19 protein-coding genes and 1 tRNA gene are annotated in these 24,467 nt (G+C 52.3%); 13 read left to right on the top strand and 7 right to left on the bottom strand.

Translation table 11 applies throughout. The features are described 5' to 3' along the window. Positions 1-13: 13 nt before the first annotated feature. From B4C79_RS00930 to mfd, 5 genes are all read right to left on the bottom strand, one after another. Entirely contained in the window at positions 14-1,306 is a 1,293-nt protein-coding gene (locus B4C79_RS00930) for an HlyD family type I secretion periplasmic adaptor subunit (protein ID WP_291739102.1), read from the bottom strand. Continuing rightward, positions 1,299-3,017 (bottom strand): type I secretion system permease/ATPase, encoded by a 1,719-nt coding sequence (locus tag B4C79_RS00925; protein WP_291739103.1) that lies wholly within the window; start codon positions 3,015-3,017, stop codon positions 1,299-1,301. The genes B4C79_RS00930 and B4C79_RS00925 overlap by 8 nt, the downstream gene beginning before the upstream one ends. 85 nt (positions 3,018-3,102) lie before the next feature. After that, entirely contained in the window at positions 3,103-3,975 is an 873-nt protein-coding gene (gene serB / locus B4C79_RS00920; RefSeq protein ID WP_291739104.1) for a phosphoserine phosphatase SerB, read from the bottom strand. Beyond that, positions 3,972-5,015, bottom strand: coding sequence for a tetratricopeptide repeat protein (locus B4C79_RS00915; RefSeq protein ID WP_291752463.1), 1,044 nt, complete (start codon positions 5,013-5,015; stop codon positions 3,972-3,974). The genes serB and B4C79_RS00915 overlap by 4 nt, the downstream gene beginning before the upstream one ends. A gap of 4 nt (positions 5,016-5,019) precedes the next feature. Then, positions 5,020-8,484, bottom strand: a complete 3,465-nt coding sequence (mfd, locus tag B4C79_RS00910; protein WP_291752466.1) for a transcription-repair coupling factor — start codon at positions 8,482-8,484, stop codon at positions 5,020-5,022. 125 nt (positions 8,485-8,609) lie between these two features. Between mfd and ispD the strand changes: the two genes are divergently transcribed. Genes ispD through B4C79_RS00885 form a run of 5 tightly spaced genes read left to right on the top strand, consistent with a single transcriptional unit; the run spans position 8,610 to position 11,679 of the window. After that, a complete protein-coding gene (gene ispD / locus B4C79_RS00905) occupies positions 8,610-9,341 on the top strand; it encodes a 2-C-methyl-D-erythritol 4-phosphate cytidylyltransferase (RefSeq protein WP_105029317.1) in 732 nt (243 codons plus the stop codon). Continuing rightward, entirely contained in the window at positions 9,338-9,832 is a 495-nt protein-coding gene (ispF, locus tag B4C79_RS00900) for a 2-C-methyl-D-erythritol 2,4-cyclodiphosphate synthase (protein WP_171099480.1), read from the top strand. The genes ispD and ispF overlap by 4 nt, the downstream gene beginning before the upstream one ends. Next, complete coding sequence (gene tsaB / locus B4C79_RS00895; RefSeq protein WP_291742338.1) at positions 9,832-10,533, top strand: tRNA (adenosine(37)-N6)-threonylcarbamoyltransferase complex dimerization subunit type 1 TsaB; 702 nt, start codon at positions 9,832-9,834, stop codon at positions 10,531-10,533. Before ispF ends, tsaB begins: the two co-directional genes overlap by 1 nt. Then, positions 10,520-10,972, top strand: a complete 453-nt coding sequence (gene rimI, locus B4C79_RS00890; protein WP_105029314.1) for a ribosomal protein S18-alanine N-acetyltransferase — start codon at positions 10,520-10,522, stop codon at positions 10,970-10,972. The genes tsaB and rimI overlap by 14 nt, the downstream gene beginning before the upstream one ends. Before the next feature lie 5 nt (positions 10,973-10,977). Next, the gene (locus tag B4C79_RS00885; protein ID WP_291742333.1) at positions 10,978-11,679 is read left to right on the top strand and encodes a uracil-DNA glycosylase; all 702 of its coding nucleotides are present in this window, start codon (positions 10,978-10,980) and stop codon (positions 11,677-11,679) included. An 8-nt stretch (positions 11,680-11,687) separates the two neighbouring features. Here the strand turns inward: B4C79_RS00885 and lplT are convergent, their stop codons facing one another. Next, positions 11,688-12,965: a lysophospholipid transporter LplT gene (gene lplT, locus B4C79_RS00880; RefSeq protein ID WP_171099466.1), complete on the bottom strand. Its 1,278-nt coding sequence runs from the start codon at positions 12,963-12,965 to the stop codon at positions 11,688-11,690. 159 nt (positions 12,966-13,124) lie between these two features. Between lplT and alr the strand changes: the two genes are divergently transcribed. The 4 genes from alr (at position 13,125) to B4C79_RS00860 (ending at position 19,875) form a co-directional block, all read left to right on the top strand. Continuing rightward, positions 13,125-14,222 carry an alanine racemase gene (alr, locus tag B4C79_RS00875; protein WP_291739235.1) on the top strand — a complete coding sequence of 366 codons (1,098 nt, stop codon included), beginning with the start codon at positions 13,125-13,127 and terminating at the stop codon, positions 14,220-14,222. Positions 14,223-14,243: 21 nt separating this feature from the next. Then, the gene (gene radA / locus B4C79_RS00870; protein ID WP_291739234.1) at positions 14,244-15,626 is read left to right on the top strand and encodes a DNA repair protein RadA; all 1,383 of its coding nucleotides are present in this window, start codon (positions 14,244-14,246) and stop codon (positions 15,624-15,626) included. Between the two features lie 74 nt (positions 15,627-15,700). Next, on the top strand, positions 15,701-16,801 hold the full coding sequence (locus tag B4C79_RS00865) for an efflux RND transporter periplasmic adaptor subunit (protein WP_291739233.1): 1,101 nt from the start codon (positions 15,701-15,703) through the stop codon (positions 16,799-16,801). Next, positions 16,798-19,875: an efflux RND transporter permease subunit gene (locus B4C79_RS00860; RefSeq protein ID WP_291739232.1), complete on the top strand. Its 3,078-nt coding sequence runs from the start codon at positions 16,798-16,800 to the stop codon at positions 19,873-19,875. The genes B4C79_RS00865 and B4C79_RS00860 overlap by 4 nt, the downstream gene beginning before the upstream one ends. Positions 19,876-19,889: 14 nt before the next feature. On the opposite strand, the gene B4C79_RS00855 is transcribed toward B4C79_RS00860, so the two are convergent. After that, complete coding sequence (locus B4C79_RS00855) at positions 19,890-20,735, bottom strand: squalene/phytoene synthase family protein (protein WP_291739231.1); 846 nt, start codon at positions 20,733-20,735, stop codon at positions 19,890-19,892. Between the two features lie 87 nt (positions 20,736-20,822). Here B4C79_RS00855 and B4C79_RS00850 point away from each other — a divergent pair. From B4C79_RS00850 to clpX, 4 genes are all read left to right on the top strand, one after another. Then, positions 20,823-20,907 (top strand) — tRNA-Leu (locus B4C79_RS00850). Positions 20,908-21,074: 167 nt separating this feature from the next. Continuing rightward, entirely contained in the window at positions 21,075-22,379 is a 1,305-nt protein-coding gene (tig, locus tag B4C79_RS00845; RefSeq protein WP_291739308.1) for a trigger factor, read from the top strand. Positions 22,380-22,400: 21 nt separating this feature from the next. Beyond that, the gene (gene clpP, locus B4C79_RS00840) at positions 22,401-23,048 is read left to right on the top strand and encodes an ATP-dependent Clp endopeptidase proteolytic subunit ClpP (RefSeq protein WP_105029305.1); all 648 of its coding nucleotides are present in this window, start codon (positions 22,401-22,403) and stop codon (positions 23,046-23,048) included. A gap of 64 nt (positions 23,049-23,112) precedes the next feature. Beyond that, positions 23,113-24,384, top strand: a complete 1,272-nt coding sequence (clpX, locus tag B4C79_RS00835) for an ATP-dependent Clp protease ATP-binding subunit ClpX (protein WP_008248422.1) — start codon at positions 23,113-23,115, stop codon at positions 24,382-24,384. Positions 24,385-24,467 lie beyond the last annotated feature (83 nt).

Genomic DNA, 24,467 nt, shown 5'->3' with positions numbered 1-24,467 from the left:
GAGTGCCATGAAATTAATGCTCCCGCATGGCACTAAATAGCCTGTCTGTAATCGGCTTGAACAGGTACTGCATCAGTGTTTGCTCGCCAGTTACAATCAATAACTCAACCGGCACACCTGCCTGTATGCGGTGTTGTGCAATTTCTTCTAACGCCTTTTGTGTCAGGCGAACATTCACGGGAATGTAGGGCATGCCTGTGGTGGGGTTGCTTAACTGGTCTGCGCCTACGCGATTTAAAACACCTTCAACTTCCAGCGTTTGTGCTGTTTTAAGGGCACTGAAACGAACTGTTACCGGCTGTTCGGCTTTTACCTGATCAACCATTGCAGGTTCAAGTTCTGCGCTAATTTCAAGTTCACTGCCATTCGGTGCAATGTCCATGATCGGTGTGTTCGCTGGCATGGCGCTGCCCTGCGTAAATAGCTTTAATCCCAATACCTGGCCAGCCACCGGGCTTTGAATGTTGGTGTGTTGAACAACAAATGCGATGCGCTGAATTTGCTCATCCAGCGCGGCCAGTTCGGCTTGTACATCGGCCAGTACGGTTTGGCTTTCTGTGTGCATCTGGTTGTGAAGTTGCTGCTTTTTCAGTTTTGCGTTGCGTATGGTGGCATTCAGTTGGCTGATTTGAATTTCATCTTGAGCCAGTGCCACTTCCAGCGCGCTGATTTGGCCTTGCAGTTCTACAAGCCGGTTGGCAGGCATGTAGCCTTTGGCCACCATGTCTGCCATGCCAAGGTGTTGTTGTTTCAACCTTTCCAACTGTTGTTGTTTGCTGCGTTGTGCATTGTTTTGCGCAGTCATGTTGTTTTGGGCGGTGCTGCTTTCCAGTTCAAGCATGCGAATGTCGTTTTGCAAGGCCCGTTGGCGGCTCGCGTACAGCGTTGCCTCTGCTTCGTGTTGCCGGGTTTGAAACGGGTCAGCCGCTTTGCCCGTGCTTTCAGGCTTTGTGGTGGTTTCGAGGTTGTTGCCTGTTTCTTTTTGAAGCCGTTCCATCTTTGCCAACAACGCTTTGCGTTGAACCTGCAGCGCATTAAGCTGCGTCTGGCTGTCGGTTGTGTTCAGGCTGATCAGTGTTTGGCCTTGTTGTACCAGTTGCCCTTCGGTAATCCATATTTTTTCAACCACGCCGCCGTGGGGGTGCACAATGGTTTTACGTTCCCCATGAAAGGTGAGTGTGCCGTTTACCACCACGCCTCTGTCCATGGCCACCAGGCTGCCCCACACCACGAAGCCGATGAAACCGACAATCAGAGTAACAAGGCCTCTGCGGGACACTTTTTTGATGTCGAGTTCGTTATGCATTTTTTACTCTTGTCAGCTGTGTAGGGGGTTGTTGTTGAAGATGTGTGAGTACTTCGTGGGTGTTTCCGTACACGGATACTTCACCGTCGCGAAGAACCAGCAATTTGTTGCACACCCGCAGAATCGATTTTTTGTGGGTTACTACAATGGCTGTGTTGCCGTGTTGTTGATGCTGCACCAGTGCGTTGGCCAAAGCGGCTTCACCTGCTTCATCAAGATGAGCGTTGGGTTCGTCGAGCAGCAACAGTTGTGGCTTTTTGTACAGGGCCCGGGCAAGCCCTATTCGTTGACGCATGCCACCCGATAAGCCTTCGCCCTGTGCACCCAGTGGTGTGTTGTAGCCTTTGGGTAGTTTCAATACAAGTTCGTGTACGCCTGCTGCCATAGCGGCTTGTACGATGTGTTCGTCGTTGTTGTGTTCAAAGCGACCAATATTTTGTGCAACTGTGCCTTCAAACAGTTCAACATGCTGGGCCAGGTAACCTGTCCATGCACCCAGTTGGCTGCGGGGGTATTGCGCAATGTCGGCACCATCAATTTCCAGGCGGCCCTGGGCAATTGGCAGAATGCCTGCCAGTGCATGAAGCAGGCTGGTTTTACCCGACCCACTGGGGCCGATTACACCCACGGTACTTCCCGCAGGTATTTGTAAGAGGATGTTTTTTAAAAGCCATAGGCCTGACAAAGGCGCTGCCAGGTACATGTTGCGGCATTCGATAACAGGTTTGGGTGTGGGCAATTCGGTTAATTCGAGGGTCTGCGGGCTGTTGTTGAGCAATTTATTCAGGCGTTCATACGCCTGGCGTGTACCGGTTAATGCTTTGGCGGCACTGCTTAACATGTCGACCGGGGCAAGCGCCTTGCCCATTAAAATCGAAGCGGCAATCATCATCCCGCCGCTGAGTGATTGATTCAATACCAAATAAGCACCAAGCCCAAGGGCTGCGCTTTGCACAAACATGCGGAAGTATTTGCTGCTGTTCGTCCACACCGAGGAAGCATCGGCAGACCCGGTGTGGTGGTTGGTTTGCTCTTTTTGAATACTCAGCCATTCGGTTTGAACGGTGGGTAGCATCCCCATGGCCTGAATGGAGTTGGCGTTTTGAAGGGTCGAGTTCATGGTGTTCGCACTGAGAATGCCCAGTGCGTTGGTTTGTTCCTCGAAAGGGCGTGTGCTTCGAAGGTGAAGCCAGCTTAATGTGATCGAGATTGCCACGCAGCAAAGTGCCATCAATCCAAACAAGGGGTGAAATGCGAACAGCAATGCGATGTAGAACAACACCCACGGAGTATCGAACAGGGCAATGGCACCCTGGCTGGTCATGAATTGACGAATTGCAGAGAAATCGCGAATGGCTTGCCCGGTGTTGTCTTTTCCCTGCGTTTTTAAGGCACGTTGAAACGCCGCAGTGTGCAGCCTGGCGCTGAATTCCTGTTCAAGGGCATTTCCGATTCGGGTCAGGGTGGCGACGCGGTGGTGTTCCAGCATGCCTGCAAGGATGTAAAGCCCAACAACCAAGGCAGTGAGTGCCAGTAGTGTGGATTGGCTTTGGCTGCTTAACACCCGGTCGTACACCTGCATCATGTAAATGCTGGGTGTAAGTGCCAAAAGGTTAATTGCTGCGCTGAACGCGATTAAAACTTTTAGCCAGCGCCTATGGCCTTGCAGCGCGGTTTTTAGAAGGGACGATGATTCCGGTGTAGGGAGCATGCAACATTTGCTTCGGTGATCTGTGACCGACTGTGTTGCATGCCATTTCCAGAAAGTTCATTTGTTGGAGGGTAATCTGAATGAGTTATGCGTTTGCCTCAAACCACTTGCATATTGTGTCCAACCCGCCGTGGTTGATGCAAAAATCTGTTTTCTCCTGCACCACTGGCTTGGCATGAAAAGCCACGCTGGCACCTGAAATTTCCATCATTTTCAAATCGTTCGATCCATCGCCCACCACAATGGCGCGTGAGGGCTCGCAGCCCAACAGTGTGCAGGTTTCCAATACGGTTTCGCGTTTCACTTCTGCATCCACAATGGTGCCCAGCACACGGCCTGTCAAATGCCCATCTACAATTTCAAGTGTGTTGGAGCGGGTGTAATCCAGCCCCAATACTTCTTTCATTTTGTCTGTGAAAAATGTGAAGCCACCACTAACCAACAATGTTTTCCACTTGTTGGCTTTGGCGTAGGCTATCAGTTCTTCTGCGCCCGGTGACAAGCGCAGGCGTTCTTCAAATACGGATTGCAGGCAGCTTTCCGGCACGCCCTTGAGCAAGGCCACGCGGCGGTTCAGGCTTTCAGAAAAATCTTTGATCTCGCCGCGCATGGCAGCTTCGGTAATTTCTGAAACCTCTTTTTTCTTGCCCGCAAAGTCGGCAATTTCATCGATGCATTCAATGGTAATCAAGGTGCTGTCCATGTCCATGGCCAAGAGCTTGAATTCATTGGCCTGAAACTCGGCCTCCAGAATTGCAAAATCGAATTGATGTGTACATGCCAACGGTCGCAAGGTGTCGGTGATTGCAGCTTTGGGCAGGGTATAGGCTTCTGGAATTTCGATGCATGCCTGGTGATTCAGCACCTCAACACCCAAGGTTGGAAGGCTCAGTGCATCCAGGGCTGTGTGTACTTGTGCTGTGCTTAATGTTTGCGAGGAAAAGAATAGTCGGCTCATGGTGTGCTCTCCGTGGGTTGCGCGGATTCTACCTTGTCAGTTGCAAGAATGTTGCCGGCGGGCTCTTGAAGTTGTGCCAAGAGTTCAATCGAGGGTTTGTGGCCCCGTTGCGCCGCAAGGTTTAACCATTGTAACCCCAAGGCCTTGTTGACAGGAAATCGGGTTCCTTCGTGTAGCAAGCTGCCCAGCAGGTGCATGGATTCAAGCACACCCTGTTGCGAGGCTGTGTTGAGCAGGGCCAGCACGGCAGGGTCTTCGGGTTGCAGGGGCACTTCATTTTTCAACACCAACTCGGCCAGTTCATGGCTGGCTTTGGGGTGATTCAAGCGCGCGGCACGCCGCACCCAAAACATGCGGTCTTCACCTTCAAATTTGCTCAACCGGTAGCGCGCGTTGGCGTCGCCTGCATTGGCCAATGTGTAAAGCAGGCGTTTTTTCTGTTCGCAGAATTCGTTGTTGGGGCAGTAAACCTCTTCTTTGCCCTGGTCGAGTCGCTTTAATGCGTATTGAGTGCAGGGCAGGTGTACTTCTGCGCAGGAATCAAGATGCTGCTGGGCTTCAATTTTGCTGTGTCCGAACGGGCTCTCCAATTGGCTTTCAAGCACAGTTTGTGAATACAGCAATTGCGATGGGTTGTGTTGGTCTCGCGATGCGCGGCGCAACCAACCCATACCCTCGGTCAACTGTTTGTTCAAATCGCTTTGCTTGGCGTTGAACACATCAAGTAGCAGTAACTGGCCCAAATAATATTGAGCGGGGGTGTGGTTCTGAAGGGCTGCTTTACCCAGCCACACGCGTGCAACTTTCAGGTCGCGCTCTACTACATCGCCGCGTAAGCGCATCAAGCCCAGTGTGGTTTGTACTTCTGCGTCGCCTGCCTCGGCCTTCGGTAAAAGCGCTTTGTACACGGCCATTCCAGCATCGCCGGCCGTTGGGCTTTCCGCTGCTTTGGCGGTGGTTGCATTGAGAAATGCGCAACCAATAAGGGCTGCGCCCAACAAGTGCAACCAAATGTTGTATTTGCCAGCGTTGTGGGTCATGAATTCAAGCCAGTTGTTTGATCAAACCTTTGAGAAACTGTACACGGTCGCTGACTTTCGGGAAACTGCGCGTGATGCGCAAGCGTTCAGCACCAGCCAGTTTCATGTCTTTTTCTTTTTGAATCATCAAGATAATTTTGCCAGCATCCACATTGGGTTGGGCATCAAACTGCACCACTGTTGCGTCGGTTGAACTGTCTATTTTTGCAATGCCCAGTGGTTTGGCCAGAATGCGCAAACGGTGCGTTTCCAATAGTGCTGTTGCTGCATCAGGCAATTTGCCGAAGCGGTCAATCAATTCCTCTTGCACCTCTGAAACAAAGTCCATTTCTTCGGTGCTGGCAAGGCGCTTGTACAACGTGAGGCGTTCATGCACATCGGGGCAGTAATCTTCGGGTAGCAAGGCAGGGGTATGCAGGTTAATTTCTACCGTAGCGTTCAGTGGTGCGGTTAAATCGGGTTCTTTGCCTGCGCGCAAACTGCGCACGGCGTGGTTCAGCATGTCGGTGTACATTTGAAAACCCACCTCGTGCACATTGCCGCTCTGGTTGGCGCCCAGCACTTCACCGGCGCCACGAATTTCAAGGTCGTGCATGGCCAGGTAAAAACCGCTGCCCAGGTCTTCCATCATGGTAATAGCCTCGAGGCGACGCTCTGCGTTTTTACTCAAGCCTTCTTCGTTGTTCACCATCATGTAGGCATAGGCCTGGTGGTGGCTTCGCCCAACCCGGCCGCGCAGCTGGTGCAATTGGGCCAAGCCGAATTTATCTGCACGGTGAATGACAATGGTGTTGGCGGTGGGTACATCAATACCGGTTTCAATGATGGTGGTGCACAACAACACGTTGAAGCGCTGTTGATAAAAATCGCGCATCACACGTTCAAGGTCGCGTTCGTTCATTTGCCCGTGGGCAATCCCGATTCGTGCTTCGGGCAGTATTTTCTCAAGCGCTTCTCGGCGATTTTCAATGGTGTCCACTTCATTGTGTAGGTAGTACACCTGCCCGCCACGTTTCAATTCACGCAGCACGGCTTCACGAATGACGCTGTCGGTTTCGCGACGCACAAAGGTTTTAATCGACAGGCGACGTTGCGGTGCGGTGGCAATCACCGAAAAATCTCGAATGCCTTCCATGCTCATGGCCAGGGTGCGTGGAATGGGTGTCGCTGTCAGCGTAAGCACATCTACTTCAGCACGCAGGTTTTTCAGCGCTTCTTTTTGGCGCACACCAAAACGATGTTCTTCATCAATAATCACCAAGCCAAGGCGTGAAAACTCCACCTCGGAACTCAGCACTTTGTGGGTACCAATAATGATGTCGGCACGCCCACTGTTGATTAATTCAACTGCATCTCGAATTTCCTTGGGCGATTTGAAACGCGACAATTCAACTACTTTCACAGGCCAGTCCGAAAACCGGTCTGAGAAGGTTTGAAAATGTTGTTCAGCAAGCAGCGTGGTGGGTGCCAACAGCACCACTTGTTTGCCATCCATTACGCTGACGAAGGCAGCACGCAAGGCCACTTCGGTTTTTCCAAAACCCACATCGCCGCACACCAGGCGGTCCATGGGGCGGGGGGAAGTCATGTCGGCAATGACGGCTCGAATCGCTGCGGCCTGGTCAGCGGTTTCTTCAAATCCAAATTTTTCAACAAAGGCTTCGTAGTCGCCAATGCTTAACTTGAATTCATGGCCTTTACGCAGCGCGCGGCGGGCATACAGGTTGAGCAATTCGGCTGCGGTGTCGCGCACCATTTTTGCCGCTTTCTTTTTTGCCTTTTCCCATTGGCCTGAACCCAGGGCATGTACTGGCGCGTTTTCCGGGTCAGCGCCGCTGTAGCGGGCAATCACATGCAGTTGGGCAACCGGCACAAACAGGTTCGAACCATTGGCATATTCAAGGTGCAGGAATTCAGATGCGCCTTCACCAAGGTCCATGCTGATCAGGCCTTTGTAGCGGCCTATGCCATGCTGTTGGTGCACCACCGGGTCGCCAATTTTCAGTTCCGACAAATCGCGAATCATGGATTCAACGTTGCTTTGCCTTTCCTGTTGCCTGCGTGCGCCGCGGCGGCGGGGTGAAAGCGAGAATAATTCTGCTTCCGTGACGAACGCAACTTGCGCTTCCAGCCCGCGGTGTACGCCAAATCCTTGGTCGAGCACTGCGGTGCACAGTACAAAACGTTCGCCACTTTCCAGTGCACCTTGCAGTGTTTCTGTTTGGTGGGGCTTTAGTTTGTGTTCCAGAAAATACTGATTCAGGGTTTCGCGGCGACCATCGCTTGGGGCCACCATAATGACTTGTTTGTAGCTTCCCGCACCAGTTCGTTCTACCAGGTTGCGGAACTTGAAAATTGGGTCGTCGGCTTTGCGATCCGCAGCCAGGTCGGGCAGCAGCGCGCCGCTGTATTCCGGCACCAAGGCGTTCTTGGATGCCGACAAATTCACGCGTGCAGCATTCTCGAAACTGCTGAAGAATTCAGTGGCATTCAGGTAAATTTCGGAAGGTCGAAGAATAGGGCGTTGAATGTCTTTCGATAGAAAATCGAAACGGCTTTGTGTGTCAGCCCAAAATGTTTGCAAGGCTTGGTCTACGTCGCCATGCTGAATAAACACCAGATCTTTTTTGGGCAGGTAATCAACGAGGCTGGCGGTGTTCTCAAAAAACAGGGGCAGATAATACTCAATGCCTGCGCTGGCCACGCCTGTGCCCATGTCACGGTAAATGGAAACTTTGGAAGGGTCACCTTCGAAACGTTCCCGCCATTTGCTGCGAAACTGCGCACGGCTTTGTTCATCCATGGGGTATTCGCGGCCAGGCAGCAGGCGCATTTCGCGCACCGGGTACAGGCTGCGCTGGGTGTCTACGTCGAATGTTTTGATGGATTCAATTTCGTCATCAAACAAATCAATTCGAAACGGCAATGCAGTGCCAGTCGCAAACAAGTCGATAATGCCGCCGCGAATGCAGTATTCACCGGGTGTCATTACCTGTGAAACATGGTTATAGCCTGCAATCGTCAGTTGTTCACGCAACTTCTTTTCATTCAGTTTGTCGCCGGTTTTGAAGTAGAAGGTGCTGCCGGCCAAAAATGAAGGTGGTGCCAGTTTCTGGATGGCTGTGCTGGCCGCTGTGATCAGCACGTCCAGATCACCCCGCTGGGTTTGGTAAAGCGTGGCAAGTCGTTCGGATACCAAGTCCTGGTGGGCTGACAAACTGTCGTAGGGCAGGGTTTCCCAGTCTGGCAGGTAATGTACCTTCAGGGTGGGGGCAAACAGGGTGATTTCTTCTTGCAGGCGAGTGGCATCGTGCGGGTTGGCGCAGGTGATCAGGCAAAGCTTGTTTTGCTGCTGGGCCTGTGTGCACAATTGCGCCAGCAAAAAAGCGTCGGCACTGCCGGGCGGGTGCGCCAAGCTGAGCCTGTGGCCGCCGGTTAGCTGAAAAGAAGAAGTAAAATATGAAAGCATAAAGTTCGCCCGCTTGGATACTGCAACCATGCTGGTTTTCCAGTGGGCGTCAAGTTCGGGTTTTGGGTCGGTGAATCAAGGCCCGTATTATACGGCGGCAAGTGCCCGCATAGGAACAGGCTTTCATGGCAAGAATTGCCAAGTACTTTGGTTTGGTGCCCGCAGGTGGTGCGGGGCGTCGCTTTGGCGGAAGTATCCCAAAGCAATACGCCATGCTGGGCGCAAAAACTGTACTGGAACACAGTGTAGAAGCACTGTTGGCCGACCCGCGCGTAGAAAAGGTGTTCGTGGTGGTGGCCAGCGACGACTCAACAGCCCTGGCCCTGTTTCGAGGCAACAGCCAGGTCACTTGCTTGCCATTGGGTGGGCAGGAGCGCGTGAATAGCGTGCTCAATGGCCTGAACCATTTGCTTGAAAATTTACTTGTGGGTGAAACCGATTGGGTTTTGGTGCACGATGCTGCCCGCCCTGGTTTAAGTGCCGCAGCTTTGAAAAGTCTGATTGACCAAGGCAGTGAACACATTGCGGGCGCGTTGTTGGCTGTGCCTGTGGCGGATACCTTGAAGAGAACCAGCTTGGCCCAAGAAGGCGAAGTGATTGCTCAACACACGGTGCCCAGAGACCACTTGTGGGCGGCGCAGACGCCGCAAATGTTTCGGGCGCAGGCGCTTAGCATGGCTATTTCCGAGTGCTTGTACAAAGGTGCCCAGTTAACCGACGATGCCAGTGCGATTGAAACCCTGGGCATTGGTCCCCTGATCGTTCCGGGGCATGTGGAAAACATGAAAATTACCCAAGCCGAAGATTTGCGGACAGTGGCCAGATTGCTTGGTTTGCATCAGGAGAATTTTGAATGAGTGAAATTGGCCGCTTGAGAGTGGGGCAGGGGTATGACGTACATCGCCTGGTCGAAGGGCGTCGGCTGATTTTGGGCGGAGTACACATTCCTTCCGAGCTCGGTTTGCTGGGTCATTCCGATGCAGACGCGCTGTTGCATGCAATTACTGATGCAATTTTGGGGGCCTGCGCCATGGGCGATATTGGCACCCACTTTTCTGATACTGACCCCCAGTTTGAAGGGGCTGACAGTGGCGTGCTGTTAAAAAACGTGATCGAGAAAGCCAGGCGTAAGGGGTTTACCTTGATCAATATCGATTCCACTTTGATTTGCCAAAGCCCAAAACTTGCCCCCCACATGGCAGCAATGCACTCAAGTTTGAGCAGCCTTTGTGGCTTGCCACTGGATGCAGTCAACATCAAAGCCAAAACCAACGAAAAACTGGGTTACCTTGGGCGCAAGGAAGCCATTGAGGCGCAAGCTGTGGTGTTGATGGTGAAGGGCGAGTGATGGTTTCCCGTTTTATTTTGGCGATTAGTACCAGTTCAGGCGTAGCCAAGGTGGCTGCAGCCACTGAGCCTCTTGAATTAAATGCGCATGCGGCGGACTTGTTCAACTTTGAAATTACTGATTACAAAAGCCAGTCTGCCCAACTATTGCCATTGATTCAGCAACACCTTGAACTCGGCAATTTAAAGCCTGCCCAGTGTGCAGCAATTGCTGTAGATATTGGCCCTGGTGGTTTTACCAGCTTGCGCACAGCTTGCGGTATTGCCCAAGGCCTGGCTGTGGCCTGGCAAGTGCCCACGGTGCCATTGAGCAGCTTTGAATGCATGTTGCCTGCTCGGCAGCAAGAGCTGCCAGTCACGGTTTTGATGGATGCACGTTTGCATGAAATTTACGCAGCCTGCATTCAGCGAACTGCACAGGGCACAGCATGGGTCAAGCCACCCCATTTGTTGGCAATGCACGAATTGCAGAAAATTCAGGGGCCGGCTGTGTGCGATGCACCTTTGTATGCACAGCTACACAACCCAGGCCCAGACGTGTTGCTGGGGGCAGTGTGCGCAATTCGCCTGGCACAATTGGCATGGCAGGAATTCCTGGCAGGTCGAGTGGCCGCACCGTTTGACTGTCAGCCTTTGTATGTTCGCGACAAAGTTGCCCAAACCACCACTGAACGATTGGCGTTGAAGCATGGCGCTGTTTAGTATTCGACCCATGACAGAGGCTGATGTGCCTGCTGTAATTCTGGTTGAGAACCAGATTTACGAGTTTCCCTGGACAGACCGGAATTTTCTGGACTCCTTGCGGGCGGGTTATCACATGCATTGCATGTGGTTGGATGAGCAGCTTGCAGGTTACATTGTCATGATGCATGTGGTGGATGAATACCACTTGCTGAACATATCTATTCGTGCCGACTTGCAAGGTTTGGGGCACGGTAAGCACTTGTTGCAATGGGGCATTGGCCAGGCCAAACTGGCCAATGCAACCGGCATGTTGCTGGAGGTCAGGCCCAGTAACGTGACTGCAAAAAACCTGTATGAGAAAGAGGGGTTCAAATTGATTGGGGCCCGCAAGAATTACTACCCGTCTCAACTGGGCCGTGAAGATGCCTTGGTGATGTTCAAACGATTTACAGGTTGACCGGAATGACAAGCACTCGAAGCAAAGCCGATCTGTTCAATGCCATGGGTATCGGCCCTGTTTGGGAATTGCGCAAGCAGGAAAGCGAGTCAAAGCCATCCACGATGCCTAGTGGCGTGGCGTTTGACGGAATGTCGACCGCAGCACTCACGCTTGAATCGTTGCGAGAAAGTGTAGCCACCTGCAAACAATGCGGTTTGTGCAAAACACGCAAGCAAACCGTGTTTGCAGATGGCATGCCACACGCACCCCTGATGGTGGTGGGAGAAGGGCCAGGCGTGGAAGAGGATGCGACCGGCCTGCCGTTTGTGGGCAAGTCAGGGCAGTTGCTGGACCGCATGCTGAAAGCAATTGGCGCAAGCCGTACAACCAACACCTACATTGCCAATGTGGTGAAGTGCCACCCACCGGGTAACCGCAATCCTGAGCAGGCAGAAATTGAACAATGTTCTCCCTACCTGGTTCAGCAAATCAAGGCCAGTGGACCCAAAGTGTTGTTGCTGGTTGGGCGCTTTGCAATTCAAACCCTTCTGAACACCAAAAAGCCAGTGGGCGAATTGCGGGGTGTGGTTCACCAAGTGAGCCTGGATGGTCTTGATATTCCCGCAGTGGTGACCTACCACCCAGCGTACCTGTTGCGCAGGCCAGAGGAAAAATCAAAAGCGTGGGACGATTTGTTGTTGTTGAAACAGCAAGGTCTAATTTAAGCTGTTTGTCACAGAGGCACGCCCACAGGGCGGTCCTCTCCTATTCGGGCTTCCACGTTGTACAGGCGCTGGTTGCGGCGGTGCCACAGAATCACCATCAACATGGTGGCCATCACAAAGCCGCCGAACATCAGAATCACATTGTTCACATGCACATCAAAACTGATCAAGATGGCGTAAATGGCAAGCATGGTCAGCACTGAAATATTTTCATTGAAATTTTGAATGGCAATCGATCGGCCAGCGCTCATCAGCACATGGCCCCGGTGCTGTAGCAAAGCATTCATGGGTACTACGAAAAATCCGCTCAGTGCGCCGATCACGGTAATCAGCAGGTAGGCCATGCCTTGATTGTTCACCAGTACCATGGCCATGCAAACAATACCCATTAATATACCCATGGGCAGCACCAACATTGATTTTTTCAGCGGAATCATTTTGGCCGCTGCTACAGCACCAGCGGCCACGCCAAATGCGCAAACACCTTGAAGAATTGCACCCTTGTCCAAAGGCAGGCCCAAGGCACTTTCAGCCCATTTCAGCACGATAAATTGAAGTGTGGCTCCAGCACCCCAGAACAGTGTGGTGACCGCCAGTGAAATTTGCCCCAGTTTGTCGTTCCACAGTTGCTTTACACAGCCGTAAAACTTGCGGGTCATGATGATTGGGTGATTCAACTGTGGCTCGTAGCGAGCGCCTGTGTCTGGAATCTTGAAGTTGAAAATGGCCGCGATCAAATAGCCTGAAGTAATTACAAAGATGGCAGCTTCAGCAGGCGTGTCCATATTGTCGGTCACGCCTGGAATGTGCAGCTGCATCAGGTATTGGCTGGTGCCTGGCGCAATCAATATGCCACCAAGTACGGTGCCCAGAATAATCGATAGCACTGTAAGTCCTTCGATCCAGCCATTGGCCTCTACAAGCCTGTCATGTGGCAACAGCTCGGTCAGGATGCCATATTTCGCGGGTGAGTAGGCTGCTGCGCCCAACCCAACCACCGCGTAAGAAAGCAGGGGGTGTACGCCAAAGAACATCATCAGGCAACCCACAATTTTAATGGAGTTGGTGATTAGCATGACCCTGCCTTTGGGCAATGTGTCTGCAAACCCGCCAACGAAGGGGGCCAGCACCACGTAGGACACCACGAAGAACAGCTTCAGCAATGGGGTCATCCAGTCAGGCGACTGGATCTGAAACAGCAATGCGATTGCCGCAATCAAAAGTGCGTTGTCTGCAAGCGACGAGAAAAACTGCGCCGCCATGATGGTGTAAAAGCCGGGTTTCATTCAACTGTGAATTGAGCGAAATCCATTTAGTGCGATTTCGCCGTTTCGCTGCTCGTTCAACGGTGTTGAGGCGTTATATCATATCCAGACGCTTCGCGTATTAAGCAATGCCTTTTTTACAAAGTTCGAGCCAACCCCTAAACCACCAATTGCCAGCCCATGCCGCGACCCATACGTGCAGTGGTCAGACCCGCCGCCATCTCTGCCAATATCAATAGAATCAAGGAATTGCTGGGCAATGTCGCGGTGATGCCAGTGGTGAAAGCCAATGGCTATGGGCATGGTTTGGAAAGAATTATTGATGGCCTGCGCGAGGCTGACGCCTTGGCCGTTTTGGAAATTGAGGGCGCGACCCGCTTGCGCCACTTGGGTTGGAACAAGCCAATTGTGTTACTCGAAGGCTGTTTTGACCAGGCCGATCTGCTCAAGGCCTTGGAGTTACGTTGTGATTGGGTGGTCCACAATCACCAGCAGTTGAATGATCTGGAGGTTCTTGCGAAGCAGGCACCGGCACACAAGCCCAGAATTTTCTTGAAGTTGAACACCGGCATGAATCGCTTGGGGTTTCAGTCTGCTCAAGCGCAAGCTGCCATTCAGCGGCTGGATGAGTTCACCCTGAAACATCAATGGCCCACACCAGTTTTGATGACGCACTTTGCCAATGCAGATGAAGCGGAGCCGCGGGTCCGCTTGCCTTTTGCGCAACATCAGCATCAAGCCTTGATGGGACTGAAGCCTGCCCATTGGCAAAGCAGCCTGGCCAATTCAGCCGGTAGTTTGAATTTTCCGATGTTGGCCGGTGACATTGCCCGCCCTGGCATTGCTATTTATGGCGCCACCCCTGGTCCCGACGCAGCGGCCAACTATGGCCTGAAGCCAGCAATGATTTTCAGCAGCGAAATTATTGCAATTCAAGAGGTAAAACAAGGTGACAGAGTGGGTTATGGATCGCGTTGGGAAGCGAGCAACAGCGGGCGTATCGCGGTGGTGGCTTGCGGTTACGCCGATGGTTACCCACGCCACGCGCCCGATGGAACGCCCACGTATGTTGAAGGGCATGTTGCGCCAGTCGCAGGCCGCGTGTCGATGGACATGATGACCATCGACGTCAGCCAAATCCCGAATGCCAATGTTGGCAGCACAGTTGAATTGTGGGGTGGGCACATTCCTGTCGATGTCGTGGCCGACCGTTGCGGCACCATTGGCTATGAACTGTTGTGCGCAATTGCGCCCCGCGTGCCATTTTTTAAAGCCTAGACCTAAAAGGGACACGCCGTTTTGGCCAAAATTAAAAGTCAATATCAGTGCACTGAATGCGGTGCCGTGTTCGCCAAATGGCAGGGTCAGTGCACGGATTGCAGCAGTTGGAATACTTTGGTGGAGTCGGTTGTTAGCAACGCTGCGCCTCCCAAACACAGCCGCTTCGCAGCGCTGGCTGCGCAAAGCAGCAGTGTGATCAAGCTTTCCGAGATTCAGGCGCAAGACCATCCACGTTTTAGCAGTGGTGTACCCGAATTTGACCGTGTGCTGGGAGGTGGAATGGTGCCCGGCATGGTGGTGTTGCTGGGTGGCGACCCTGGCATTGGTAAATCCACCTTGTTATTGCAGTCTATGGTCACCTTGGCCAAAACCACATCGGCCCTGTATGTCAGCGGCGAGGAATCTGCCGGGCAAATCGCCTTGCGCGCCCAACGGCTTGGGCTGGAACACACCAACCTGAATGTACTGACAGAAATTCAGCTGGAGCAAATTGTTGCCCAGCTTGAAACGCACAAACCTCAAGTGTTGGTGATTGACTCCATTCAAACCCTGTACACCAGCGAGTTGAGCGCTGCGCCGGGATCGGTCAGCCAGGTGCGCGAATGTGCAAGCCAGCTGACACGGCTTGCCAAAGCCATGGGGATCACCACCATTTTGGTGGGCCACGTCACCAAAGAGGGTACCCTTGCAGGGCCGCGTGTGCTTGAACACATTGTGGACACCGTGCTGTATTTCGAAGGCGATTCACAATCTTCATTCCGTTTGGTGCGTGCATTTAAAAACCGGTTTGGTGCGGTGAACGAACTGGGCGTGTTTGCCATGACTGACCGCGGTTTGAAAGGTGTCAACAACCCCTCGGCCCTGTTTTTGTCGCAGACGGCTGAATGGGTGGCTGGTTCCTGTGTAATGTGCACGCAAGAAGGAGCAAGGCCATTGCTGGTTGAAATCCAGGCTTTGGTGGATTCCTCGCATTCACCTTCACCGCGCAGGTTGTCAGTGGGCCTGGAGCAAAACCGCCTGGCCATGTTGCTGGCGGTGATGCATCGCCATGCGGGCCTTCAGTTTTTTGATCAAGATATTTTTATCAATGCGGTGGGCGGCGTACGAATTTCGGAACCTGCGGCCGACCTCGCGATTGTTTTGGCCATGGTGTCCTCGTTGCGCAACAAACGCTTGCCCAAAGAGTTGGTAGTGTTTGGCGAAATCGGCTTGTCTGGTGAGTTGCGCCCGGCACCGCGTGGGCAGGAAAGGCTGCGCGAAGCTGCCAAACTTGGCTTTACCCATGCGATTGTGCCGGCCAGCAACGCACCCAAGCAGCCCATTGACGGTATTGAAGTGATTGGTGTGGATCGAGTTGAGAAGGCACTTGCTGCGCTGAGAGACAAGCTGGATTGTTTTTGACTCAATTTTGACTTGACGTTTGATTGATACGACAATTGCGCAGATAACAATAAATTCACTCTACTGAGCGATCCATGTCCAAAAGCCGTTTGTTTTTGCCTGTTGTGTGGGCCGCCGTGGGCTCACTCCTGCTTGCCGCTTGTTCCCGCCCCGAAATAGATACCACTGAAGTCATTCGACCAGTTCGTGTGATTGAGCTGCAAGCCGGTGGGAGCACCTTTGAAGAAAGTTTTCCCGGGCAAATTGAACCCCGTTTTCAGGCAAAACTCAGCTTTCAGGTGGGCGGGAAATTGACGACACGCCTGGTGGATGTTGGAGACAAGGTTACGAAAGGCCAGGTACTTGCAAAAATTGATCCCCGGGATTTGAGCCTTGCCTTGCAGGCGGCCCAGGCGCAATTTGATGCAGCAGCCACTGAGCATGCGCAGTTGAAAACCGATCTGGATCGCGCCAAAACCCTGAAACAACAAAATTTTATCAGCCAGGCAGAGCTTGATCGTCGACAGTTGGCCTTCGATGCCGCGGGTAGTCGTTTGAGTCAGGCTCGCGCCCAGTTGAGCACGCAGGCCAATCAGCGGCAATATGGCGACCTGCGTGCTCCGGGCAGTGGTGTTATTTCCAGCGTGTATGCCGAAGCAGGGCAGGTGTTGGCGCCAGGTCAGGCTGTGGTTCAGTGGGCTGATGAGAATGATGTGCAGGTCAGCATGGCTGTGCCCGAGAGCCGGGTCAGTGCGATCAAGCCGGGTCAGGATGCGCGCGTATTGCTTTGGTCTGGTCAACAGTCTTTGGATGCAAAAGTGCGGGAAGTTTCTCCGGTGGCAGACCCGGTAACACGCACGTTTGCGGTGTTACTGGATGTCAACGACCCAGCCAGAATGTCCCGTTTTGGAATGAGTGCGACAGTGCAGTTTTCAACTGCCGCCAAGTCGACCGCGTTCAAGCTTCCCATTTCGGCCCTGGTGGCCGAGCACACTGGTGCTTTTGTTTGGGTATTCGATGAAAAGCAAGGTGTGGTCAACAAACGGATTGTTCAACCCCATGACGTCTCTGAAAGCGACTTTCTGGTCAAAGACGGCCTAAACAATGGCGAGTTGATTGTCACTGCCGGCACCCACGTTCTGAACGAAGGCCAAAAGGTTCGTCGCTTCATTGAAACGAGCGATCTTTCCAAATGAGAAAAATCAACCTGTCGCGCTGGGCGCTTGAAAACCAGCCATTGGTTCGATACCTTCTAGCGGTATTCATTTTCGCCGGAGTCGCCGCATTTTTCTCCCTGGGCCAGGAAGAGGACCCGCCATTCGTGTTTCGCGGCATGGTGGTACGTGCCTACTGGCCGGGAGCAACAGCCATGCAAATGGGTCAGCAGGTGGCCGACCCGATTGAAAAGGTAATTCAGGAAATTCCTTACGCCTACAAAATACGCTCGTACTCCAAGCCTGGTGAAACCGTCATTTTTCTTCAACTGGATGACAGCGCACCGCCCAGGCAAGTGGCCGACATTTGGTACACCACACGAAAACGGGTCAGCGACATGGCTGGAACACTGCCGCGTGGTGTCGTAGGGCCATTTTTCAACGATGAGTTTGGCGATACCTTTGGGGTGTTGCTGGCATTCTCCGCAGATGGATTCAAGTACGCCGAGCTAAAGGACTTCGTGACACAGGTACGTCAGGAAATGCTCAAAGTGCCCGATGTGGCCAAGGTGCAGCTATTTGGCGTTCAACCTGAAAAAGTGTTTATCGATGTCTCGCATTACAAAATTGCGCAATTGGGTATTTCTGCGCAAGACATTTTCAATCAAATCAACAGCCAGAATGCCGTGACTTCTCAGGGTGTTTTGAGTCTGGAAGAGCAAAAAGTGTGGTCAAGGGTGCAGGGGCAGTTTGAGTCCATTGAAGACCTTGCCAACCTGCCGATTCGGGCGGGAAAAAACACACTCCTGCTCAAAGACATCGCCCTCGTTCATCGCGGCTATCAAGACCCACCTGTGTCCAAAATGCGTTTCAATGGCAAAGAGGTGATTGGCTTGGGGATTTCCATGGTCAATGGTGGCGATATTATCCGCCTTGGCCAAGAGTTGGAAAAAGTTGAGCGCCGCATACTGGCTGAACTCCCCGTGGGCATTGAGCTTCAGCGCGTGGCGGATCAGCCCAAATCAGTCAGTACCTCGGTCAATGAGTTTGTGAAAGTACTGATTGAGGCGATTGTAATTGTGCTGGCAGTCAGCTTTTTGAGTTTGGGGCTGCACAGCAAACCGTTTCGAATTGACACCCGACCGGGCTTGGTCGTTGCGCTGACCATTCCTCTTGTGCTGGCACTTACCTTTTTGGCGATGTCGTTTTTCAACATTAACCTGCACAAAATTTCGCTGGGCGCGCTGATTATCGCCCTGGGTTTGTTGGTGGACGACGCAATCATCGCGGTTGAAATGATGGTTCGCAAGCTTGAAGAGGGTTATTCGCGTTTTGACGCGGCTATTTTTGCTTACGACTCCACAGCGATTCCCATGCTGACAGGCACCTTGATTACAGCAGCGGGCTTTCTGCCCATTGCCCTGGCGCAATCGGCAGCGGGGGAATACACCTATTCAATTTTTGCGGTGACCGCCATTGCCTTGGTGTTGTCTTGGTTTGTCGCAGTTATTTTTGTGCCTTACATTGGCTATTGGTTGCTTAAAAAGCCAAAAGACGGTCAAGGCCACACGGAGGTGTTCGACACACCGTTTTACCAGCGCTTCCGCCACTGGATTGAGGTGTGCGTTAACCACCGCTGGATCACAATATCGGTCACCGTGCTGGCTTTTATCGGTGGCGGCTATTCTTTCAAATTCATTGAACAGCAGTTTTTCCCTGATTCCAACCGTTTGGAAATCATGGTGAATTTGTGGTTGCCCGAGGGCACCGCATTTGAGGAAACTGAAAAACAGGCGATCAAGCTTGAGCAGTGGTTGGCCAAGCAACCCGAAGTGCAGGGCTATGCCAGTTTTGTGGGTGATGGCGCGCCGCGTTTTTACCTGTCGCTGGATCAAAAATTTGTGCAAAGCAATTTGGCCGAGCTGATTGTCATTCCCAAAACATTCGAAGACCGGGAAATACTTCGGGGCAAACTGAAAGCGCATCTGGAAGGCAACTTCCCTGACATTCGCCCGCGAATTACCTTGTTGCCCAACGGCCCGCCCGTCACTTATCCCGTTCAGTTTGTGGTGCAGGGCCCGGATCCACGCGTGGTACGAGTGGTGGCCGACAAGGTGAAAGAGGCGGTAGCCTCCAGCGAATATACCCGCGGCACGCATGACAACTGGAATGAAAACATCAAGGTGATGAAGGTTGAGGTAGACCAGGCTCGCGCACGCGCTTTGGGGGTTAGCAGCCAAAGTATTGCGGAGTCCTCGCATGTCATTTTGTCAGGCGCAACCATTGGGCAGTACCGGGAAAATAATCGCCTGATCGATATTGTGTTTCGCAACCCTGAAAGCGAACGCGACACGCTGGCTGAACTCATGAATGCCAACGTTCCCACAGCAAGCGGTGCCTATGTGCCCTTATCCCAAGTGGGCAATGTCACCATGAGCTTTGAGCCCGGGGTGATTTGGCGTGAGGGTGGTGAGTTCGGAATTACTGTAAAGGCCGATGTGGTTTCCGGTATTCAGGGCACCACCGTTGCCTTGGCCATGAACAAGGCCCTCGACCCCCTTCGTGCTGAATTACCGCTGGGTGTGTCAGTGAATCTGGATGGCCTTGCCGCTGATTCCGGCAAGGCCCAGCAGTCGATCATGGCCAATGTGCCTTTGATGCTGTTTATCGTGCTTACCTTGCTGATGTTGCAACTGAAAAGCTTTGGCCGAACCTTGCTGGTTTACTTCACCGGCCCGTTGGGAATTATCGGTGCAGCTTTGGCCTTGATCATTACCGCACGCCCGTTTGGTTTCGTAGCACAACTGGGCGTGATTGCCTTGTTCGGGATGATCATTCGAAATTCGGTTATTTTGGTGGACCAAATCGAGCAAGACAGGGCGGCTGGCGTAGATCCCTATGAGGCCATTATTGGTTCGACCATTCGGCGCTCTCGGCCCATTTTACTGACTGCAGCAGCCGCCGTACTGGCCATGATTCCATTGATGCGTTCGCAGTTCTGGGGGCCCATGGCGGTGGCGATTATGGGTGGGTTGATTGTGGCTACTCTGTTAACCCTGTTTTTCCTGCCAGCGCTGTACGCTGCAGCTTATCGAATTCGCAAACCCAAGTTGTAAACCGGGGCAGGAAATCACCGCCTCAGTACTTGTGTTGTCCATGCAATGCTGAATTTCTTGAACGGGGTGATTATTTTTTGCTCGGTCAATAAACGATAACCAGCGGCTTGGTGCACTTTCAGTTCGGCAGCACGCATGCGGAACAGCGCCCGCAATGGTCTTGCAAACAGGCGTTGGTCTGCAGGCATGTTTTTCCAGGCCAGGTTGGTTTTTTCAAGCAGATGCTCACCCACCTCACTGAACATGGTTGTACTGGCCTCGCTGTGTTCCCTGCGTTTGATTTGCTCTGCCGTTACACCGTGTTTGGCCAGCAATTCAACAGGCAAGGGCTGAAACCCCTGGTCCAGGTACTTCGCCAGCCTGAGCAACTGGCACAGGCGGGTGGCTGAAGTCCAGAATTCCAGCAACTGTGTGAAATCCGTGTTCGGATGTCCAAAACGGGCCTGAATCAGGTGGACCCAGGGCTTGGTTTCCCACAGTACGTCGTTGTGCCAATCCGCCATGCTGTTGTAACGTTTGGGCTCGCATCCGCTGGCCACCCGGTTAATCAATTCGCCCCAGTGCTCTGCCGGTAGTGTGGCAATCACGGGTTTTGATATCGCGGTAATGACCGGGTGAGGGTTGCTGTTGCCCCCGGCGTTGGCGAGGGCGTTTTGCCACCAGCCCAGTTTGACCTGTGTCAAGCCAGCCTCCAGCTGCTTCAGGCAAGCCTGCCGCAACTCGTGATTCAAGGTGAAGCAGCCAAGCCAAAATGCCTTCAGTTCCTCGGTTTGAAACAGAGTTGCGTAGTGCAGGGAGGCGGTTTCCCCGCTTACTTTCTCGCGGCAGTAGGCAAGCGGGTTTTCTAGAGATACAGCCATGTCACCTTCTAATTGGGGGTAATGCAGTCAATAAATGACATTGTAAGGGCTTCAAAGTTAAAATCGGGCTATAATGCGCGCCTGCATGCGGATGTGGCGAAATTGGTAGACGCACCAGATTTAGGTTCTGGCGTAGCAATACGTGAAGGTTCGAGTCCTTTCATCCGCACCACCCCTCTTGTGCCCCAGGTATATCGCTTCTGGGGCGGTCCAGTTTTAACCAAGCCCCCGCCAAAGCAGCTTCATACTTGTGTAAGATATCGGCAATTGTAGAGCCTTTACGCCCATTAACCTCCCCCTTGGTCAACCTTGCCAAGGCAACTAGTTCAAGAGTTCCAAATGACTGAAACAACCACCACTGCCAGCTCACTCGAGAAAACCATTTCCTTGAAGCTGTCGGTTGAAAAAATCAATGCTGAAGTTGAAAAGCGCCTGAAAAAGGTGGCTCGCACAGCTCGCATGCCCGGTTTCCGCCCAGGTAAAGTACCCATGAAAATGGTGGTACAAAACTATGGTCCCCAAGTGCATTCTGAAGTGTTGAACGATGAAATCGGTCGTACTTTCAGCGAAGAAGTTCAAAAGCAGGATCTGCGTGTGGCTGGTCAGCCCCGCATCGAAGCCGCCAAGGACGCCGCTGACGACACTTTTGAGTTCAACGCCATTTTTGAAGTGTTCCCCGAAGTGAATTTTGGTGACTTCGCTACATTGGAAATCGAGAAAACAGTGGTTGAAGTATCCGACTCTGAAGTGGACAAAACCATTGAAATTCTGCGCAAGCAGCGCGCCAGTTTTGCCGAAGTAGACCGTGGCTCCGCTGAAGAAGACAAGGTAACCCTGGATTTCGTCGGTAAAATTGACGATGTCCCCTTCGATGGCGGCACAGCCGAAGACTTCTCGTTTGTAATCGGCAAGGGTCAAATGCTGCCTGAATTTGAAGCTGCGGCAAAAGGCTTGAAAAAAGGCGAAGAGAAAACGTTCGACCTGGCTTTCCCGGCCGATTACCACGGCAAAGACGTTGCAGGTAAAACTGCCCAGTTCACAATCACAATCAAGAAAGTGGAAGGCCCCCAGTTGCCTGAATTGAACGAAGAGTTCGCCAAGGCCATGGGCATCGCTGACGGTTCCCTGGAAAAGCTGCGTGAAGACGTGCGCGTGAACCTGAGCCGCGAAGTCAGCAACCGCACCAAGGCGCAAACCAAAGAAGCAGTCATGAATGCACTGTTGAAAGTGACTGAATTCGATGTGCCCAAAGCCCTGATTCAATCTGAGACCACCGAATTGGCCTCCCGTGCACGCCAGGACCTGAAGGCCCGTGGCATGCAAAACGTGGAAGAAATTCAGCTGCCCGAAGACATTTTCGCTGCACAAGCCGAGCGCCGTGTTCGCTTGGGCCTGATCGTGTCAGACTTGGTAAAAGAAAACAGCCTGCAAGCCAAACCCGAGCAGGTGCGTGCCTTCATCGAAGAGCAGGCACAAAGCTACGAGAACCCTGCGGAAGTGATGCAGTGGTATTTTCAGGATCGCGCCCGTTTGGCGGATGTGGAAGCGGTTATTCTGGAAGACAATGTGGTTGAATTCGCTTTGAGCAAATCCAAAGTGGTTGAAAAGAAATTGTCCTTTGACGAACTGATGGGAAATAAATAAATGATGTGGAACCCTCGCTCTATGACTAACAACATGAACAATTCTGGTGCGCTTGAAACCCAGGGCAATATGTACGTGCCCATGGTGATTGAGCAAAGTGGTCGGGGCGAGCGGGCCTATGACATTTATTCGCGCTTGCTTAAAGAGCGCGTTATTTTCCTGGTGGGGCCGATCAACGACCAAATGGCCAACGTCATCGTGGCGCAAATGTTGTTCCTCGAAAGCGAAAACCCCGACAAAGACATTGCGCTGTATATCAACAGCCCAGGTGGTTCTGTGTCAGCGGGCATGGCCATTTACGACACCATGCAGTTCATCAAACCCGATGTTTCAACTCTTTGTACAGGCCTGGCGGCCAGCATGGGCGCGTTCTTGTTGTCTTCTGGCACCAAGGGCAAGCGTTTTTCGCTGCCCAACAGCCGAATCATGATTCACCAGCCTTTGGGTGGCGTGCAGGGTCAGGCATCCGATATTGAAATTCATGCCAAGGAAATCTTGTATTTGCGTGAGAAATTGAACGGAATACTGGCTGAGAACACAGGTAAGACCATCGAAGAGATTGCGCGTGACACAGATCGTGATAACTTTATGGGTGCAGACTCTGCCAAAGAGTATGGCTTGATTGACGACGTGTTGAAGCACCGTGTGCCTCCGGCCGACAAGAAGTAACTGCAGTAACATTAAAACCTTGATTTCTTGATTGCCCCTGCGGGGGCTTTCCAGAGGATAAAAGATGTCAGAAAAGAAAGGCTCAAGCGAAAAGCTGCTGTATTGCTCCTTCTGCGGCAAAAGCCAGCATGAGGTAAAAAAATTGATCGCAGGGCCCTCTGTGTTCATCTGCGATGAATGCATTGAGTTGTGCAACGACATCATTCGTGATGAAGCAGCGGAGGCCACGGCCACAGGTGGCGGCGACAAGCTACCCACCCCTCAGGAAATTCGTTCCATTCTTGACCAGTATGTGATTGGGCAGGACAAAGCCAAGCGTGTGCTGGCTGTAGCGGTTTACAACCACTACAAACGCTTGCGCCACATGAGCAAGAAAGACGACATTGAACTGACGAAAAGCAATATTTTGCTGGTTGGTCCAACGGGTTCGGGTAAAACGCTGTTGGCCCAAACCCTGGCCCGTTTGTTGAATGTACCTTTCGTCATTGCCGATGCCACTACGCTGACCGAAGCCGGTTACGTGGGCGAAGATGTGGAAAACATCATTCAGAAACTGCTGCAAAGCTGCAACTATGAAGTCGAAAAAGCGCAGCGCGGCATTGTTTATATTGACGAAATCGACAAGATTTCCCGCAAGTCAGACAACCCGTCCATTACACGCGATGTGTCGGGCGAGGGTGTACAACAAGCCTTGCTGAAATTGATTGAGGGCACTGTGGCCTCTGTTCCTCCACAGGGCGGCCGCAAACACCCCAACCAGGATTTCGTTCAAATTGACACCACCAACGTACTATTTATCGTGGGTGGTGCATTTGAAGGTTTGGACAAGGTGATTCGTAACCGTTCCGAGCGTTCGGGTATTGGCTTTGGTGCAACCGTGAAAAGCAAGGAAGAGGGCAATGTGGGCACCCTGCTGGCAGAAGTTGAGCCAGAAGACTTGATCAAGTTCGGTATCATTCCTGAATTGGTGGGTCGCTTGCCTGTAATTGCCACCCTCGAAGAACTGGATGAACCCGCTCTGATCGAGATTTTGACCAAGCCGAAAAATGCCATGGTCAAGCAGTTCGAAAAGCTGCTTGAGATGGACGGTGCTGAACTCGAAGTTCGCCCATCGGCGTTAAGCGCAATTGCCAAGAAAGCAATTCAGCGCAAAACAGGTGCGCGTGGTTTGAGAACCATTCTTGAACAGGCTTTGCTCGGCATTATGTACGATCTGCCTGGCGACACGAATGTCAAGAAAGTGGTGATTGATGAAAATACAATCAACGGTACGGGCCAGCCTTTGCTGATCTACGAAGACCAGCCCAAAGTGGCCAGCAGCAAAGACAAATCCTGATGCTGAAAACCATACCAAAACAGATTGCAAAATGATTAAAAAAGCCCAACTCCACGGTTGGGCTTTTTCTTTTCAGTGGTATT

Origin of the sequence: Limnobacter sp. UBA7229, from assembly GCF_002473065.1 — a bacterium.
In the GTDB taxonomy this organism is placed as follows: domain Bacteria; phylum Pseudomonadota; class Gammaproteobacteria; order Burkholderiales; family Burkholderiaceae_B; genus Limnobacter; species Limnobacter profundi.
Note: the sequence above shows the minus strand (reverse complement) of the source record. Positions and strands in the feature narration are given on the sequence as shown.